This is a genomic window from Acetobacteraceae bacterium (assembly GCA_039613835.1).
Taxonomy (GTDB): domain Bacteria; phylum Pseudomonadota; class Alphaproteobacteria; order Acetobacterales; family Acetobacteraceae; genus Sorlinia.
In genome coordinates this window covers 216391-232479 of the sequence record CP154827.1, presented here as the reverse complement: position 1 = coordinate 232479, position 16089 = coordinate 216391, and the positions used below count along the sequence as shown (strand labels likewise).

The following is a 16089-nucleotide window of genomic DNA, read 5'->3' as shown; positions in this document are numbered from 1 at the left end:
CTCCCAAAGTTACGCCGCTTCCGCCTTATTTTGAGAAATCATGGCCTGTTTCATGAGGCGTTCCAGAGCGGAGTCACAATAACCCGAGGCGTTGGTCGAAATATCAAGCCCCGGGTGGATATTTTCGCACCCGAGCAGATCATAAAGAAATACGGAGGGGGATAGGTAATCGGCGTACCACGTTGTCAAAGCAATGGCGACATGATGGTCGGAATTGCCGATATAACTGCTGAGACTGGCAGGCGCGAGGGTACGGATGGAGGCCTTAAAACCCAGTTTCTCTAGAAGATCCCTCACATAAAGCCCGATATTCGTGTCCACCGCATTATTACGCACGACAAGCGTCACCGCCATGCCTGCAAATGGCGTCTCCCGAATACGTTGCCGCGCCTTTGTCAGATCCGGCCGATGATCCGCCCGCGCAGCGCAGTCCGATGGCCCCTTCTGCATGCCGTAGGGGATAAGGTCGCATAATGGCGTCGCCACCGCTTCACCCCCATACAAAATGGCAACGGCCCGGCGGTCAATCGCCTCATTGAGCGCTTGACGGACTTGAATGGAAGTGAAAGGCGGCTCCCGGACATTCAGGACGAGGTAATAATATCCCAGGAGTGGTTGCAGATGAATCTGACGCGCATATTGATCACCCAGTTCACTGTAACAATCCTGCGGTTTCTTACCCCAGCATGACATCATATTGTCCGCGCTCCACCGCCGTCACGGCAGCTTCATCCGTCAGGCGGAAATCAACCTGGATATGGTCGACATAACCATCGAGTTGCGCCATCCGCGACCACGGTCGGAAGAAGGGATTGCGTTCAAGACGCATCCCCGTCGATGAATCATATTTCGTGATGTGATAAGGGCCGGTCCCGGGAAGAGGTGAAGCGCCGCTATCCCGCCCTGTCACGTCACGAGAGAGGATCACGGCGTGGCTGAAAGCCAGTTTCTGCGCGAATTCAGGGTCAGGCTGACGTAGCTGGAAAGTGACCGTCCGGCTTTTCACATCAACCGTGACGCCTTTGAGGCGGCAGTGCGCAGCATGTTGCAGGCATTGTTCTGCCCCCACAATATTGCGGTAAAATGAGTCCGCTGTCGGGCTGCCAACGCGGAAGAGACGTCGCATGGATGCGGCCACGTCATCCGTCGTCAGAGCCGCGCCATTTGAGAAAAATATGTAATCATGAATGCGGAAACGCCATGTCAACCCGTCAGGACTGACCGTGGGCAGAGCCTCCGCAATGTCCGACACGATTTTCAGCCCCTCCTTCCCCGATGCGCGGCGATAAGCGAGAAGCCCGTCATAGACGGAAACTAAAATCTGGAGATAGGCACTGGAATAATTGATTTGTGGATCCAGCGTCTCACTGGGTGACGCCATCGTGACGCGCAGCGTGTCTCCGCGATGGGGTTGCCCACGCCGTATGGCGTCATCCGCCACACCCTGCGCCAAGGCGGCATGAGATGCGAGGAAAAGCGTCAGGATGAGACCAGTCAGGACCGTGAAATACCGTTGGAATGACGCTCTGAGCCCCCCAGCCGCGCATCCCAACCCGCTCAATGCGCCTCGGCCCAATTATCACCAATACCGGTCTCGACAACCAGTTTCACCCCGATATCGGCAACGCTGCTCATCGTCTCACGAAGGAAGCCTGCCAACATGTCCGCTTTTTCCACAGCCACTTCAAAAATGAGCTCATCATGCACTTGCAGGAGAAGCTGCGCATTGAAATCATTGTCTCTCAGCTGACGATCCACAGAGATCATGGCCATTTTGATGATGTCCGCAGCGCCTCCCTGTAAGGGCGCATTGATGGCCTGACGTTCCGCATAAGCGCGTCGCGCACCATTTTTTTCAGCAATGCCGGGGACGTAACAACGGCGACCGAACGGCGTCTCGACATAGCCTTTCTCCCGCGCTTCCTCTTTTGTCCGGTCCATATAGGTTTTAATGCCCGGATAACGCTCAAAATATGTCGCGATATAACGCCGCGCCTCATTTTGCGGGATGCCGAGCTGACGCGCCAAGCCAAACGCGCTGATGCCGTAAATGATCCCGAAATTGATCGCCTTGGCCCTGCGACGGGTCAGCGGGTCCATGCCTTCGAGAGGCACACTGAAAACCTCCGACGCCGTGCGGGCATGAATATCCTGCCCCAGCGCGAAAGCTTCCTGAAGGGTCGGGATATTGGCCACGACAGCGAGGAGGCGAAGTTCAATCTGGGAGTAATCCGCCGAGACAAGCTTATGCCCCTTCTCCGCGATGAAAGCGTGGCGGATGCGCGCCCCTTCTTCCGTGCGGATCGGGATATTTTGCAGGTTCGGATCATTTGAGGAGAGGCGACCCGTCGTGGTGCCGGCCATATGGTAGGATGTGTGCACGCGCGCCGTTTTAGGGTCCCGCTGCTCTAAAAGCGCGTCTGTATAAGTCGATTTCAGTTTCGCGAGTTGCCGCCAGGCGAGGATATGTTGCGGAAGCACGTGACCCTGATCCGCCAGTTCCTGCAAGACAGACGAATCCGTGCCCCAGGCCCCCGCCTTGGTGCGTTTACCGCCCGAGAGATTCATTTCGTCGAAAAGGATCTCTCCCAATTGCTTGGGCGAACCGATATTAAAGTCCCGACCCACCAATTGATGGATCTCAGCTTCCATCACCTTCATGCGCGCGGCAAAATCAGTGGAGAGGCGTTGAAGTGCAGCGACATCAATCTTGATGCCTGCCCATTCCATTTTCTGAAGGACAGGGATGAGCGGTCTCTCCATCGTCTCGTAAATACGTACGGCGCAATTCTGCACCAGCATCGCCTTGAGCTTCAGCCATAATCTGAACGTCACATCCGCGTCTTCCGCCGCGTAGGACGTCGCCTTATCGACAGAGACGTGCGCAAACGGGATGCGCTGCCGCCCCGTGCCCGTCACCTCATCATAAGTGATCGGGCGATGTCCGAGATGGAGGAGGGACAACTCATCCATCCCATGTCCATGCGCGCCCGCCGATTGGGCGTAGGAGAGCAGCATTGTGTCATCAATGGGCGCGATACCCGTCACCCCGGCATTCTGAAAAACGAGCAGGTCATATTTTGCGTTCTGAAAAATCTTCAGGATCACATCATCATGGAAGACAGGCGTCAGCGCGGCGAGAACCTGCGCCGTTTCAAGTTGAGGTGGCACCAGATTTTCAAGATCACCCTGATGGCGCAGCGGAATATAAGCCGCCTCCCCTGCACGCACCGCCAGAGAAATGCCGATCAGCGCCGCCCGGCGAGGTTGAAGACTATCCGTCTCGGTATCGACGGCAATATAGCCCTCAGCCTTAATGCGCTGCACCCAGCTTTCAAGCTGCGTGGTCGTCGTGACAGTTTCATAGGGGCCGAAATTCGGCTGTTCTGCGGGTGAAGCCGGTGGGGCTGTTGCGTCAGGCATTGGGGCATCGCCATCCTGCGCGGCTGGCAACGGGATGGGTCGCGAAACATGGCGCAGTCCAAGGCGCTGGCTGATGGAGTTGAAACCCATCTGCGCCAGAAAACCACCCAACATTTCCCCCGAGGGGTCGCGACAGCCCAGCGCCTCAATCGGTTCCGGCAGCGCGACATCGCGTGCCAGAGTTACCAGTTTGAGGGATAGGCGTGCATTTTCCGCATGTTCGCTCAGCGCATCGCGGCGCTTTGACGGCTTCATATCTGGCGCGGCCGTCAGGACATCTTCCAGACGCCCGAATTCAACGATGAGCTGGGCAGCACCTTTGGGGCCGATACCCGGCACGCCCGGCACATTATCGGTTGAATCCCCCATCAGGGCCTGCACGTCTACGACGCGTTCCGGTGGCACGCCGAACTTGGTAAGGACCTCTTCCACCCCGATCGGGCGCTGCTTGATGGGGTCAAGCATCTGCACTTTTCCCGTCACGAGCTGCATCAGATCCTTATCTGATGAAACAATCGTGCACCGACCGCCCTCATGGGCGATCACCTCAGCATAAGAGGCAATGAGATCGTCCGCCTCCCAGCCTGGCAATTCAATGGACGGGATATTGAAAGCTTTTGTCGCCTCCCGGATCAAGGCAAATTGCGGGACAAGATCCTCCGGGGCGGGGGGACGATGCGCTTTATAAGCGGGGTATATGTCATTGCGGAAAGTCTGCCGCCCGGCATCAAAAATAACGGCCAGATGTGTGCCGACATGCTCACGCATCAGGCGGGAGAGCATGTTGGTGAAACCGTAAACCGCATTGACGGGCGTGCCATCCGGGCTGTGCATCGGTGGCAGGGCATGAAAAGCCCGGAAGATGAAGCTTGACCCATCGACCAGAATGAGGTGTTTTTCTTGTTCCATCAATGTGACACCCTGTCCTCAGTCTGCGCAGGCTCGGTCTGTGACCCTCATCAAAACGAGCCTTGCCGCGTTCCGATCCTGCCGGAAAGCAGATTCTTATGCAAGAAAGCGGCGCACTGCCGGCGGGTCGGGCCGCCGTAACAGCGTATGCAAGTTTTTACGGCATGGCTCTGGCGTCGGGGCAGGAAATTGGCTATGCAACATCCCGATGGACCCGTAGCTCAGCTGGATAGAGCGTCGCCCTCCGAAGGCGAAGGTCGAAGGTTCGAATCCTTTCGGGTCCGCCAATAACCGTTATGACGGCTTCTCATCCGATATCACATCCCTCGATTTTGCCCGGTTTCCTGCCGTAAAATTTTCTCATGGTCTCTCATCCTATGTCATGCACGTGCACGAATTTGGGGATCATGAAAATCGGGTGGGGGCTTCGTGTCGACGGATAAAAAATCGGGACGTCATCCGCTGAGGAAAAACATAATCGCCTCTCCAACGCGGGCTGCCTTTTTTCGAGGTCAGGATCACAGCCGCGCGCTTGTGACATTTAAGTTACCAATGGGCCGGTCAAGAAAAGCGCATTGGTTTCGGAGCCGCACCCGCCAATACCTTGGCTACCGCGCGGGATGCGTTGCTCGCCCCGGAAGCGGCGCCGATCCAAGCCGCTCTCAAACGAACGCTCTTAAGTGAAAATCGGTATCATCCTGTTAAGTGAGTAAATCCGACCCCCCCAACCTCACGCGGCCTTCACCGTCATATCGATAATAAGCGCCGCGGAGAAGAAAATCTCCTTCATATGGTGCTTAACTGCGCATTGCGCCCCGTCCTGATGAATCTACACCGGCACGATTACGTCGTAACCGGAGAGATGGGCGTCATACACGGCCTCTTCACCATTGATCTGGCGGATCACGGCGAATTTATCATTTGTCATTGAGCGTATCCCCCAGCACACTCTCACATGCCTCCAATCAGCAGGGGGCTCAGGCGGGGGCCCAGTCTGTCTGCCATTCCGTGCCGATAAAAGCGACGCGGCGGCCCCGATTGCTCTCCTGCACCACGATAACGTGCTGCTCCTACAAATAGGTCAATTGCCGCCGGGCACGCCCGAGGGAAAATGTGCCGTAAGCGGCCGCAATCGCGGCGTCACGCGGGCAGGGCGCGGCTTGCTGCGCCGCAAAAGTGAGAAGAAGGCCGACCCCCTGCACATCCTTAGGCAGGCCCGCCGCAATCTGGACAGCCTCGGCCCAAATTGCGCCCTGCGCATAGGCGTAATCCACCCCGACGCGAATACCACCCAGGATGAGGCGAAAGCCCTCCAGCCCGATTGGCGTCACGTCAACCTGGCTGATGCGCGCCCGCAACTAAAAATCCTGAAATAAAGCGGGAAGTGGTCGCGTCGCCGCCTCACGCTCCAGATGGACGGCCTTGACCATCCTCCAAATATCCTCCGGACTGGCCTCCTCCATGAGGGCCGTCGCCTGACGGGGCGCATCCTCCGAGGGTTTCTGCCGCTCCGCCGTATAGGCTTCCAATTGTTTGAGGAGGTCCCGGCGGTGGCGGTCGGGACTCACGCGGTGGCGGGGTGGAGAAGCTGGCCACCGGCTCAAGGATGATATCGCGCAGATCCTCACCCCGCATCGCCTCGAACGGCAATAATTCCGGCCCGGCCGCCATGCTGCGCGTCTCAACCGCGCCGATCATCACCTTCAGAGGGCGGCGGCTCAAAGCAGGCCCCAACGCCATGAACTGCCCGCGCGCAAGGTCGCGAAACCCTTCCGCCAAACGTTTCTCCATCCCCAGCAAATCGGCCGCCCGCACCATATCAATATCCAGAAATGTGCGCCCCATAAGAAAATTTGAGGCTTCCGCCGCGACATTCTTGGCAAGTTTGGCAAGGCGCTGGGTCGCAATGACACCGGCCAGGCCGCGCTTGCGCCCACGGCACATAAGGTTCGTCATGGCATTGAGGGAAAGGTGTCGGGCTTCATCCGTCGTGTCGCCACCAGCGGCCGGGGCAAAAAAACTGCGCCTCATCGACAATGACCAGAACGGGGTACCAGTGACTGCACGCCACCTCGAACATCCCCGTCAGAAAAGTCGCGACAGCGCGAAACTGCCGCTCCGCATCAAGACTTTCCAGCGTCAGAATGACGGAGGCGCGATGGATGCGCGCCCGCTCACCCGCTGCGCGCAAGGTGGTGTCACTCTGATCCGCCGCGTCAACGATGAGGTGGCCATAGCACTCCGCCAAGGCGATAAAGTCACCTTCCGGGTCGATCACGACCTGTTGCGCGGTTGTGGCGGTTTGCTCCAGCAGGCGACGCAGAAGATGGGATTTACCTGAACCGGAATTGCCCTGCACCAGCAGTCGCGTCGCCAGAAGTTCCGGCAGGTTGAGCAGGACATCGCGTCCATCCTGGCCCTGCCCCAGGGAAATTGCCGCATTCATAAACGCATCGATACCTTAGCCCGCATGTCGAGTCATGCCATTTCTCAGCCGATAAAGCGGCGAGATAATCGGTGGAGAAGTAGGCCTGCAAGAGGTAACCCCCGGTGGGTGCCTCCCAATCCAGCATTTCCCCTGCGATGAAAACCCCCGGTCACTGCCGGAGCATAAAGCCGGAATCAACCGCCGCCTGGCGCACGCCCCCCGCCACAGAAATAGTGCGCGCCATGTCTGCCGGCCCTCTTGAAAATGACGCGTCCAATTCCCCGTCTGAGCCGGTGCGTGGCCATGATGCGCCCCCAGGGCGAGGAGGAGGACCGCATCCGATTTCTTCACCGCGATTGCGCCTTCATGCGCGAGTAAAATTGTGTCGCCATCGCCGAAACCGCACCAGCGCGTGCGATATTGCAATGTGACGCCCCGATCACTCAAGCGCTTCAACCAAGCGCGGAGAAGCTGGGTGGCTTTCAGCCCGACGGGAAATATTTTCCCGCTCGTCCCGGTAAAGCACTCCTGACCCAGATTTTCCGCGAAATGAATGACGTCATCGGGCGTGAAACTTTCGAGCGCCGGACGCAACCACGCCGCGCCGTCACCGTATTGCTTCAGGAAGTGGTCAAGCCCCCCTGCATGGGTCAAATTAAGGCCACTCCGACTCGCAAGTAGAAATTTCCGTCCCGCATTGGGCTTCTGCTCATAGACCGTGACATGAATGTTTTTTTTGGGAGAGAACGTCGGCCGCCATTAATCCCGCAGGCCCCGCACCGATGATGGCGATCTCCGGGATGTAACCTTCTGTCATCGGGTTCTGCGCATTGGTAAACTTTCCTGGATCGTCTGAAGTTTCGCTTGCATCCCCCTCACAGGACTGCTCCGATTCAACGGACCGAAAGAAGTGCAGGACAACACATCTGCATGCAAGGACATCGTTCATGATCCCGCTCAATCCGCGCGCTCACGGCGCTTCCTGCCGGTAAAAACCTCTTTAATTATGATCGCAGCCAGGTGCGGGCGGGCATTGTCCATCTCAGTATCGGGAATTTTCATTGCGCCCATCAGGCATGGTATATTGACCAACTCCTCAATCATTCCAGCAATACCCATTGGGGTATTTGCGGCGTCAGCCTGCTGGACGATGAAAATGAACGCCTCAAACGCGATGTTTTTGCGGCGCAGGATAATCTTTACACGCTGACGCGCTATAAAAATGATGGCTCCGAGACGCATCAAATCATCGGGTCCATCGTGTCCTATCTCTTCGCACCCGATGACAGGCGCGCGGTGCTTAAGAGAATGGCCGCGCCGGAAATCAGGATCGTCTCCATGACGATCACGGAAGGCGGTTATAATCAGGAGCCAGGCACGGGCCGTTACCGACTTGATCATCCCGCGACACAGGCCGAACTGGCAGATCCGGACCTCCGCATTCGGCTTTATCGTCGCGGCGCTCAAATTACGCCGTACCCGCGGCATTGCGCCTTTCACGATCATGTCATGCGATAATCTCCGCCATAATGGCCGCATCACCCACCAGGCCGTCGTGGCCCATGCTGAAGCGCTGGACCCGGAACTGGCCGCATGGATTGAGGAAAACGTGACATTCCCCAATGCGATGGTTGACCGCATTACCCCCGCTGTTCTCAAGGAAGATGCTTTGCCGATTGATGAAGCAAGCGGCATCCAGGACGCCCTGCCTGTCATATCAGAGGATTTCGCGCAATGGGTCATTGAAGACCGGTTCGTGAATGGCCGCCCCTATCTGGAGGAGGTCGGCGTGCAATTCGTTGAGGATGTAGGCCCGTTCGAACTCATGAAAGTGCGTATGCTCAATGCCACGCATTCCGTCCTTACCTATCCGGGCCAACTTGCGGGTTTCAATAATGTTCGGGACGCCATAACTAACCCGTTGATCCGGAAGTTGGTCGATATTTTTCTCCGTCGGGACGTCGCGCCCACGCTTCCTGTGCCGAAGGGCATGGATCTCGATATTTATCGGGCCACTATCATCAAGCGTTTCAGCAACCCCCACATTATCGACCGCCTGCCACGCATTACGGGTGATGGGTGGAACAAACTCGCCACTTTTCTCGACCCGACATTTAATCATGTTGTGGAAGAAGATGGTGATGTGACGCGGATGGTCTTCGTCCCGGCATGTTTCACCAGATATCTGCGCGGCGTCACGGATGATGGGCAGGAATTTAAGCCATTTGAGCCGCAAATGCCTGCCGCGGAGCGCGAAGCCAGCCGCCATGACGCCTTGTCACTCTCCGTTTTTCAACATTTCAATCTACATCAGCGCCTTTCCATCATGTCGGAGATCCGCCGATGGGAGGAGCGTATTGAGCGCCACGGCACGTTGAAAGCGCTGGAACGCCTTCTGGATGGCTGAAAGCGGTGAGATATGATCCGCCACTTCTTAAACTGCGCTGCTGATATCGAGACCGATATCGAGCACCGACACGCTATGCGTCAGCCATCCGAGTGAAATCACGTCCACACCTGTTTCCGCCACGGAAGCGGCGGTCTCCGGCGTGATACCGCCAGAAGCTTCCGTGACGGCCTTGCCCGCAACGCGTTCCACCGCGCGGCGCAGCAACTCCGGCGACATATTATCGAGAAGATAAATATTCGCCCCGCCCGCCGTGATCGCCGCCTCTAACTGCGCCAGTGAATCCACCTCAAGAGAGATTTTCATCATATGGCCGATATGGCGACGCGCCATCGTCAGGGCTGGCGCAATACCACCCGCAATCGCGATGTGATTATCCTTGATCATCACCGCATCATCGAGACGGTAGCGATGATTATAGCCGCCCCCCATCAAAACCGCATATTTCTGGAGCGCGCGCAGGCCCGGCAATGTCTTGCGTGTGCAGGTGACGCGTGTCCCGAAGTTGGCGACTTCATCAACGATCTGACGCGTTACGGATGCGATCCCGCTCAGGTGGGAGAGCAGGTTGAGGGCCGTGCGCTCTGCCGCCAATATCGTGCGCGCATTGCCCGCGACCTCCGCAATGACGTCACCGGGGTGCAGCCTGTCCCCCTCCCGCTTCATCGCCATGAAATGTAATTGCGGTTCAAGGCAGGAAAAAGCGAGTCGCGCCGCGGGCAGCCCGGCCAGAATACCCGCTTTCCGGGCGCGGAAAACCGCACGTGCGGAGGCGGTGGGGTCGATCACCAGTTGCGAGGTCACGTCACCGCCAATGCCGAGATCCTCCCGCAACGCCGCCTCGATGATCGGCCTCCATTCCAGATCAGGTAAGTGACGTGGCCACATCGCGCATTCCCTCATTTGTCAGTCAGTTCGTTTCAGATCATCAATTGTCAGGACGCTATGTCGCGGGTCCGTCGCCCGCTGCGCATCGACCCGGTAATGGCTGCCGCGACTTTCCTTCCGGTTATAAGCAGCATGGGCCATGACCGCGCCGATCAAAGCGTGGTCATCATGCGCCATATTGGCTGAAAAAACCCGATAAGCCGTCTCGAGCCCGCAACCATCGCGCAGCAAACCAAGATGCTGCCCCATGACCGCCCTGACATCCGCCGCACATCGCCTGACGGGGGGCGGTTTCAGCGCGCAACGTTTCAACGGGGGCAGCGTCATGTCATGCAAAGCACGCCCGACCCGGGAGGCCATGACACAGGCTTCCAAAAGGGAATTGCTTGCCAGACGATTGGCCCCATGCAGCCCTGTCGCCGCAACTTCCCCGCAGGCCCAGAGTCCGCCAATATTCGTGCGTCCGGCCAGATCCGTCTGCACCCCACCCATGAGATAATGGGAGGCAGGGGTGACGGGAATGCGGCCCCGATCCGGGTCGATCTGATTTTGGCGACAAAGTTGATAAATCGTCGGGTAATGATGCTCGAACCCGTTCGGAAACAGGCCGCGTGCATCCAGATAAACTTTCTGGCCCGCGCCTTCCTGTGCCGCCACCGCCCGAGCCACAATATCTCGCGACTGCAAAGGGTCCGTGAAAGCCACACCTTTTTCATTGACCAGAACGGCCCCCGCACCGCGCACGGCCTCGCTGATAAGAAGGTGGCGGCCCTCAACCGCACCGATCGCAAGAGCTGTCGGGTGAAATTGCGTGAATTCCAGATCCATCACCCGTGCACCGATGCGTAGCGCCATCGCAATCGGCCCGCCATCATGGTCACGCGGATTTGTGGAAACCGGGAATAACCCGCTTGCGCCACCACTCGCCAAAATACATTGGGATGTCGCGATATACGCACCGTCTTCCAGCCACAGCCCCGCGACGTGCCCGTCATGGGTCGCGATATCGGTCAGGCGTAAGCCGTGCAGAAATGTGATATCCGGGCTTTTGGCCGCCGCCATAAGGCCCCCCATCATGGCCCGGCCTGACCCGTCCCCCTGCGCATGCAGGATACGCGCCCGGTTATGCGCGGCCTCCCGATGGAAATGATAGTCCCCGTCATGATGGCGGGTGAAGGACACACCAAAGCGCTCCAGCGCTGCGACGACCTCCTGCGTGTCAGAGAGGATCGCGCGCACGGCTTCCGGGCCACATAATCCGGCCCCGGCGGCGATCGTGTCGGCAATGTGCTGTTCCAGCGTGTCTCCCGGCCCGATCGCCGCGGCCATGCCGCCTTGCGCCAGATAACTGGATGTTGTCTCAGCAGGCGCGCCGGGGGAGAGGATGATGCAGGGCCGCCGCATCGTCAGCGCCGTCATGAGCCCGGCAATGCCACTGCCGATAATGACAGGCTGGCCGTCCAGTCGACTCTCCAGCTTTTTTAACATCAGCGTTTAGACGGCCAGCATCCGCGCCACAGCCTGACGCGCGCGCGCTGCCATCTCGGGCGGGATGGTGACTTCCGTCCCCATCGTCTCAAGAGACTTGCGGATCGACGCTAATGTGATGCGCTTCATATGCGAGCAAAGGTTGCAGGGGCGTACAAACTCGACTTCCGGGTGCATGACGGCGAGATTGTCGCTCATGGAGCATTCCGTCACCAGCAACACCTTGCCCGCGCCGGATCGCCCGACATAATCGATCATGCCCGCTGTTGAACCCGCATAATCCGCCTCAGCCACGACGTCTGGCGGGCATTCCGGGTGGGCCAGAACCGTCACGCCCGGATGCAGGCGGCGATATTGACGGATTTCACCCGGCGTGAAGCGCTCATGCACTTCACAATGTCCCGGCCATGTAACCATGCGGATACCGGTTTCATTCTGGATATTCTGCGCCAGAAATTCATCGGGAATCATGATGACTTCCGGCACGCCGAGACTTTCAACCACGCGCCGCGCATTGCCTGATGTGCAGCAAATATCCGTCTCTGCCTTCACGGCGACAGAACTGTTCACGTAAGTCACCACCGGCACACCGGGATGCGCCGCTTTAAGCGCGCACACATCTGCAGCGGTGATGGACTCAGCGAGAGAACAACCCGCCGCTTCGTCCGGGATCAGGACCGTTTTGTCCATATTCATGAGTTTGGCGGTTTCTGCCATGAAATGCACACCAGCCATGACGATGACGGCGGCATCTGTGCTTTCCGCTTCACGCGCCAAAGCGAGACTGTCGCCCCGAATATCGGAGATGCAATGGAAGATCTCCGGCGTCTGGTAATTATGCGCCAATATCACGGCATTCCGCTCTTTTTTAAGCGCGAGGATGGCCTCAATATCGTCTGCGAAGCGGGCTTCCCAGGTATCGCGCGTCATCAGGCGCGCCACCGGCGCGTAAAGCGCGTCACGCGAGACCGACATTTCCCCACTTATCGCCATCAGCAACATCCCTCGATTTATGCTCGATTTGAGCATAAAGATTGCCAAAAAAAGAAGATGGTCAAAAATATCGGTCGCGCTGCCTGAAAGTCAAGGCAAGTCTCTATGGGTCACGCAACGCGTGCTGTGACACATGCAATTGACGCCCGTCAGGATGATTTAACCAATGGCAGCTTCGACCCCATAAAATGCCGGGATCCAACAAGCTCCCGCCTGAAGCGGAAGAGCTGCGCCGGACGGCCTTTACTTGCTGCGGAAAGTCTGCTCGTTTTCTCGACAAGATTTTGGTGCAGGATCAAACGTCGGAAATTCTGCTTATGCACGGCCCGCCCTGCAATCGCCTCCACCGTGCGTTGAAGCTCCCATAACGTAAAAATTTCGGGCAGAAGCTCAAAAACAAGCGGGCGATATTTAATTTTGGCGCGCACCCGTGCAATGGCGGTGGCGAGGATACGGCGGGAATTACTCGTCATACTTCGCCCGAAATTGATCCCACCCACAAAGTGAGGTGCTTCCGGGACCAGACCCCCCTCCCACATCAGTTCATATCGCTGCAAGACAAGTTCATCGTCCCAGGCCATCCCATTCAGACCAAAATTAAAGGCGCAGCGCTGCTGACGCAGATGATTATTCCCCGCCCAACCCAGCAGCTTTTCCTCCAGCACAGCGACCATTGGCGATGATACTGTGGATTTCCGATCCTCCCAGGGAAGGTAATCGTACCAGCTTTTCCACCTTTCCGTGTCCGCGCCGACGCGTGTCAGCGCCATGTAGGAGATACGCGTCACGCGCGTGCCATCCGTGCAGGGCGGATCAACGAACGTATAAAGCTGTTCAACATGGCCGAGATGGAAGCCCGTCTTTTGCTCAACCCAGTCGCGCACACCTTTTTGCAGGGAGGCATGGATGGTCCTTAACGGACCGGAAGGCAGGCTTCGACCCTCCTCCAATGTGCGCACCATCGGGGTGTCGTCATGCACAGCGAGGACAACCGCAATCAGCTCAGCATTCATGGCGCGGCTTCAGCGGGACGGGCCTGGCGGGGGCCGCATCGCGACACATGTCAGTTAATCCGTCAGCAATCTGATTTAGGGAGGGGGGACAGCCTTTGATGAAACTGCTGAGTTTGACAGGCTGCTTCAGGTGGGGTGCCATGCCGCCTCGGATCACCGCATACAGCCCCGCAAAATCGCTTTCACCCATGGCGCAGTTGCCGATGGAAATGACGCCTTTCGGCGCGGGCATAACCTGCCAGATATTCTGAATGTCTTCAAAGGCCACACGCGTCAGGGAGCCGGTCAGAATCATGATTTCCGCTTCATAAGGTGTCTGGACGAAGCGCAATCCATATGATAGATCCTCCCATGCGGCGGGTTGCAGGCGATTGAGACTGCCGGTGCAAAGGTCACAACCACTACCCTGCGCATGAAACAACGCCAAAGGCGGGACCTACCGCCGTGAGCGTGACCGATTCCGCAAAAAATGAGCCTCGATAATCGCGCGGAGGATTAGCATATGACATCCCTCTGATTGAGGCGGAAGATGAATCTGCCCAAAACGGCCACCACGCGACACGCATTCGGTCCACCCTGCCCGGTGCCATACGTGGCCCACCTGACGACGCGTTCACCTCGATCATTCGTGAACAGTTCCGCTCTCACTATCAATATGCCGCGAAACCGAAAAACATGTTAAGTTGGTGGCCTTTATGGTCCCAAAGACTATTTTTTCCTCAAAAAAGTGTTGATGACGTGCTGACACCCTGCCCCCAGAATAACGCGATTCTCAAGTCAGTGATCGAGATTTCCGCTGAAGCGGCGTTGGATATTATCCAATGTCGTCAGGACGGTTTTACTGTGCATAAAAAGCAGGATCGTTCAACCGTCACAACTGTTGACCGCCGCATTGAGCATTTTATCATTGAAAAGCTGCGCCATATCACGCCCGATATCCCCGTTATTGCGGAGGAAAGCGTTTCGGAGGGCCGTGCACCGTTATATGATAATACTTATTGGCTGGTCGACCCGATTGACGGCACGGACGAATTCGCGGCCGGGGGCGATGATTTCGCGATCCATGTCGGCCTGGTGCATCTCGGTCAGCCCGTTATCGGGGTGGTCACCTTGCCGGGGCATCAAACCCAATATTACGCAGAGCGCGGACACGGCGCCTGGCGGAAAGATGCTGACGGTGAAACACGCATCACCTGCGCCGCGCCCGCGCCGGAACGCCTGCGCGTCGTGACATCACGGCGCTGCATGAACCTCCCGCATTTCATCGCATGGCGTAAAAATTACGAGATCGACTCCACCGTCCCGGCAGGGTCATCCATCAAATTCATGCAGGTTGCGGAAGGCACAGCGGATATTTACCCGCGCTTCACCCCATCCATGGAATGGGACACCGCGGCCCCTCAGGCCATTATTGAAGAAGCGGGCGGCTCCATTCACGATATATCTGGGGACATATTGCGTTATGGCAAGGCGGAGTGGCTTAATTCGAGTTTCATCTGCTGTAGTGATCATGTGCTTGATCGGGTCATCTGGGCGTGATGACGCGGCTATTGCAGGCGCAAACGGCGGATATTTCCGAAGCCGCGCAAATGCTGCGTGACGGGCGCCTTGTGGCATTCGGGACGGAGACGGTTTACGGGCTGGGTGGCATTGCCACTTCCGCCGAAACAGTCGCCCGAATTTTCGCGGCAAAGAACCGGCCCGTCTTCAACCCGTTGATTTCTCACTTCCCCACGATTGAAGCGGCCTTACATGAAGTCATTGCAACGCCGATCTCACAGCGCCTCGCTGAAGCTTTCTGGCCGGGACCGTTGACGCTGATCCTCCCGCGCCACTCGGAAAGCCAAATCTGCGGCCTGGCCTGCGCGGGTCTCGCATCGGTGGCGGTCCGGGTTCCGGCGCATCCCGTCGCGCGTGAGCTTTTGCGGGCGGTCGGGCTGCCGGTTGCCGCCCCATCCGCCAACCCATCCGGCCGGATCAGCCCCACAAATGCCGCGCATGTCGTCGCCGGGTTGGAGGATCGTATTGACGCTGTTCTCGATATGGGCGACTGCCCCGTCGGGCTTGAAAGCACCGTGCTGGACCTGACCGGCGCGCGCCCCGTCATATTGCGCCCTGGCGCGATCACGATCGAGGCGCTTGCGCGTGTTATCGGTCCCTTCGTGCAAAGAGAAGCGGCGCCATCCCCCGGCAAAAATGACGCGGTTCTCCGCAGCCCGGGCATGATGACGTCGCATTACGCACCTACATTGCCCCTGAGACTCAATGCCCAAAATTGTCACGAAAATGAGGCGCTTCTGGCTTTCGGCACGCCCCTCCCTCATGCACCTCTCATTTGGAATTTAAGCGCATCAAGCGACATGGTGGAAGCCGCCGCGCGCCTTTATGCCGGGCTACACTTTCTCGATAAAGCTGGCTGCGCGCAGGGCCTGGAGGGCATTGCGGTCATAAGAATGCCGGATCACGGGCTTGGGCAGGCCATCACGGACCGCCTGCAGCGCGCCGCCGCCCCCCCGGATGACGCACCCTGACGAAACGGC

General features: G+C 57.9%; 14 protein-coding genes, 1 tRNA gene and 1 pseudogene. 5 read left to right on the top strand and 11 right to left on the bottom strand.

Annotated elements, in window-relative coordinates:
- Positions 1–9 precede the first annotated feature (9 nt).
- The 3 genes from AAYR33_01370 to polA are packed head-to-tail and all read right to left on the bottom strand — an operon-like array spanning position 10 to position 4332.
- Positions 10–696: an ABC transporter substrate-binding protein gene (locus AAYR33_01370; GenBank protein ID XAO71646.1), complete on the bottom strand. Its 687-nt coding sequence runs from the start codon at positions 694–696 to the stop codon at positions 10–12.
- The gene (locus tag AAYR33_01365; GenBank protein ID XAO71645.1) at positions 677–1576 is read right to left on the bottom strand and encodes an ABC transporter substrate-binding protein; all 900 of its coding nucleotides are present in this window, start codon (positions 1574–1576) and stop codon (positions 677–679) included. Before AAYR33_01365 ends, AAYR33_01370 begins: the two co-directional genes overlap by 20 nt.
- Positions 1558–4332: a DNA polymerase I gene (gene polA / locus AAYR33_01360; GenBank protein XAO71644.1), complete on the bottom strand. Its 2775-nt coding sequence runs from the start codon at positions 4330–4332 to the stop codon at positions 1558–1560. The genes AAYR33_01365 and polA overlap by 19 nt, the downstream gene beginning before the upstream one ends.
- A 210-nt stretch (positions 4333–4542) precedes the next feature.
- Between polA and AAYR33_01355 the strand changes: the two genes are divergently transcribed.
- A tRNA-Arg gene (locus AAYR33_01355) sits at positions 4543–4619 on the top strand.
- 690 nt (positions 4620–5309) lie between these two features.
- Here AAYR33_01355 and AAYR33_01350 read toward each other — a convergent pair.
- The 3 genes and pseudogenes from AAYR33_01350 to AAYR33_01340 all read right to left on the bottom strand — a co-directional run bounded on the left by AAYR33_01350 (position 5310) and on the right by AAYR33_01340 (position 7489).
- Positions 5310–6778: pseudogene (locus AAYR33_01350) on the bottom strand (DUF87 domain-containing protein).
- Positions 6666–6905: a hypothetical protein gene (locus AAYR33_01345; protein XAO71643.1), complete on the bottom strand. Its 240-nt coding sequence runs from the start codon at positions 6903–6905 to the stop codon at positions 6666–6668. The pseudogene AAYR33_01350 and the gene AAYR33_01345 overlap by 113 nt, the downstream one beginning before the upstream one ends.
- Complete coding sequence (locus tag AAYR33_01340; protein ID XAO72330.1) at positions 6794–7489, bottom strand: NAD(P)/FAD-dependent oxidoreductase; 696 nt, start codon at positions 7487–7489, stop codon at positions 6794–6796. Before AAYR33_01340 ends, AAYR33_01345 begins: the two co-directional genes overlap by 112 nt.
- A 291-nt stretch (positions 7490–7780) precedes the next feature.
- Here AAYR33_01340 and AAYR33_01335 point away from each other — a divergent pair, with 291 nt between their 5' ends.
- Positions 7781–8278: a hypothetical protein gene (locus tag AAYR33_01335; protein XAO71642.1), complete on the top strand. Its 498-nt coding sequence runs from the start codon at positions 7781–7783 to the stop codon at positions 8276–8278.
- Positions 8265–9167, top strand: a complete 903-nt coding sequence (locus tag AAYR33_01330; GenBank protein ID XAO71641.1) for a mannitol dehydrogenase family protein — start codon at positions 8265–8267, stop codon at positions 9165–9167. The genes AAYR33_01335 and AAYR33_01330 overlap by 14 nt, the downstream gene beginning before the upstream one ends.
- A 27-nt stretch (positions 9168–9194) precedes the next feature.
- Here AAYR33_01330 and nadC read toward each other — a convergent pair whose 3' ends face one another.
- From nadC to AAYR33_01305, 5 genes are all read right to left on the bottom strand, one after another.
- Positions 9195–10055, bottom strand: coding sequence for a carboxylating nicotinate-nucleotide diphosphorylase (gene nadC / locus AAYR33_01325; GenBank protein ID XAO71640.1), 861 nt, complete (start codon positions 10053–10055; stop codon positions 9195–9197).
- Between the two features lie 18 nt (positions 10056–10073).
- Positions 10074–11543: an FAD-binding protein gene (locus tag AAYR33_01320; GenBank protein ID XAO71639.1), complete on the bottom strand. Its 1470-nt coding sequence runs from the start codon at positions 11541–11543 to the stop codon at positions 10074–10076.
- Between the two features lie 6 nt (positions 11544–11549).
- Positions 11550–12536, bottom strand: coding sequence for a quinolinate synthase NadA (gene nadA / locus AAYR33_01315; GenBank protein ID XAO71638.1), 987 nt, complete (start codon positions 12534–12536; stop codon positions 11550–11552).
- A gap of 149 nt (positions 12537–12685) precedes the next feature.
- Complete coding sequence (locus AAYR33_01310; GenBank protein ID XAO71637.1) at positions 12686–13549, bottom strand: hypothetical protein; 864 nt, start codon at positions 13547–13549, stop codon at positions 12686–12688.
- Positions 13539–13976 (bottom strand): hypothetical protein, encoded by a 438-nt coding sequence (locus AAYR33_01305; protein XAO71636.1) that lies wholly within the window; start codon positions 13974–13976, stop codon positions 13539–13541. The genes AAYR33_01310 and AAYR33_01305 overlap by 11 nt, the downstream gene beginning before the upstream one ends.
- 311 nt (positions 13977–14287) lie before the next feature.
- Between AAYR33_01305 and AAYR33_01300 the strand changes: the two genes are divergently transcribed.
- A complete protein-coding gene (locus AAYR33_01300; protein ID XAO71635.1) occupies positions 14288–15088 on the top strand; it encodes a 3'(2'),5'-bisphosphate nucleotidase CysQ in 801 nt (266 codons plus the stop codon).
- Entirely contained in the window at positions 15088–16080 is a 993-nt protein-coding gene (locus tag AAYR33_01295) for an L-threonylcarbamoyladenylate synthase (GenBank protein ID XAO71634.1), read from the top strand. The genes AAYR33_01300 and AAYR33_01295 overlap by 1 nt, the downstream gene beginning before the upstream one ends.
- Positions 16081–16089 lie beyond the last annotated feature (9 nt).

What these genes read in the sequence shown, in the direction of transcription:
- nadA (XAO71638.1), bottom strand. Translation starts at nt 12,536, where the DNA reads ATGGCGATAAGTGGGGAAATGTCGGTCTCGCGTGACGCGCTTTACGCG.
- AAYR33_01370 (XAO71646.1), bottom strand. Translation starts at nt 696, where the DNA reads ATGATGTCATGCTGGGGTAAGAAACCGCAGGATTGTTACAGTGAACTG.
- AAYR33_01295 (XAO71634.1), top strand. Translation starts at nt 15,088, where the DNA reads ATGACGCGGCTATTGCAGGCGCAAACGGCGGATATTTCCGAAGCCGCG.
- AAYR33_01310 (XAO71637.1), bottom strand. Translation starts at nt 13,549, where the DNA reads ATGAATGCTGAGCTGATTGCGGTTGTCCTCGCTGTGCATGACGACACC.
- AAYR33_01330 (XAO71641.1), top strand. Translation starts at nt 8,265, where the DNA reads ATGTCATGCGATAATCTCCGCCATAATGGCCGCATCACCCACCAGGCC.
- AAYR33_01320 (XAO71639.1), bottom strand. Translation starts at nt 11,543, where the DNA reads ATGTTAAAAAAGCTGGAGAGTCGACTGGACGGCCAGCCTGTCATTATC.
- polA (XAO71644.1), bottom strand. Translation starts at nt 4,332, where the DNA reads ATGGAACAAGAAAAACACCTCATTCTGGTCGATGGGTCAAGCTTCATC.
- nadC (XAO71640.1), bottom strand. Translation starts at nt 10,055, where the DNA reads ATGTGGCCACGTCACTTACCTGATCTGGAATGGAGGCCGATCATCGAG.
- AAYR33_01345 (XAO71643.1), bottom strand. Translation starts at nt 6,905, where the DNA reads ATGCTGGATTGGGAGGCACCCACCGGGGGTTACCTCTTGCAGGCCTAC.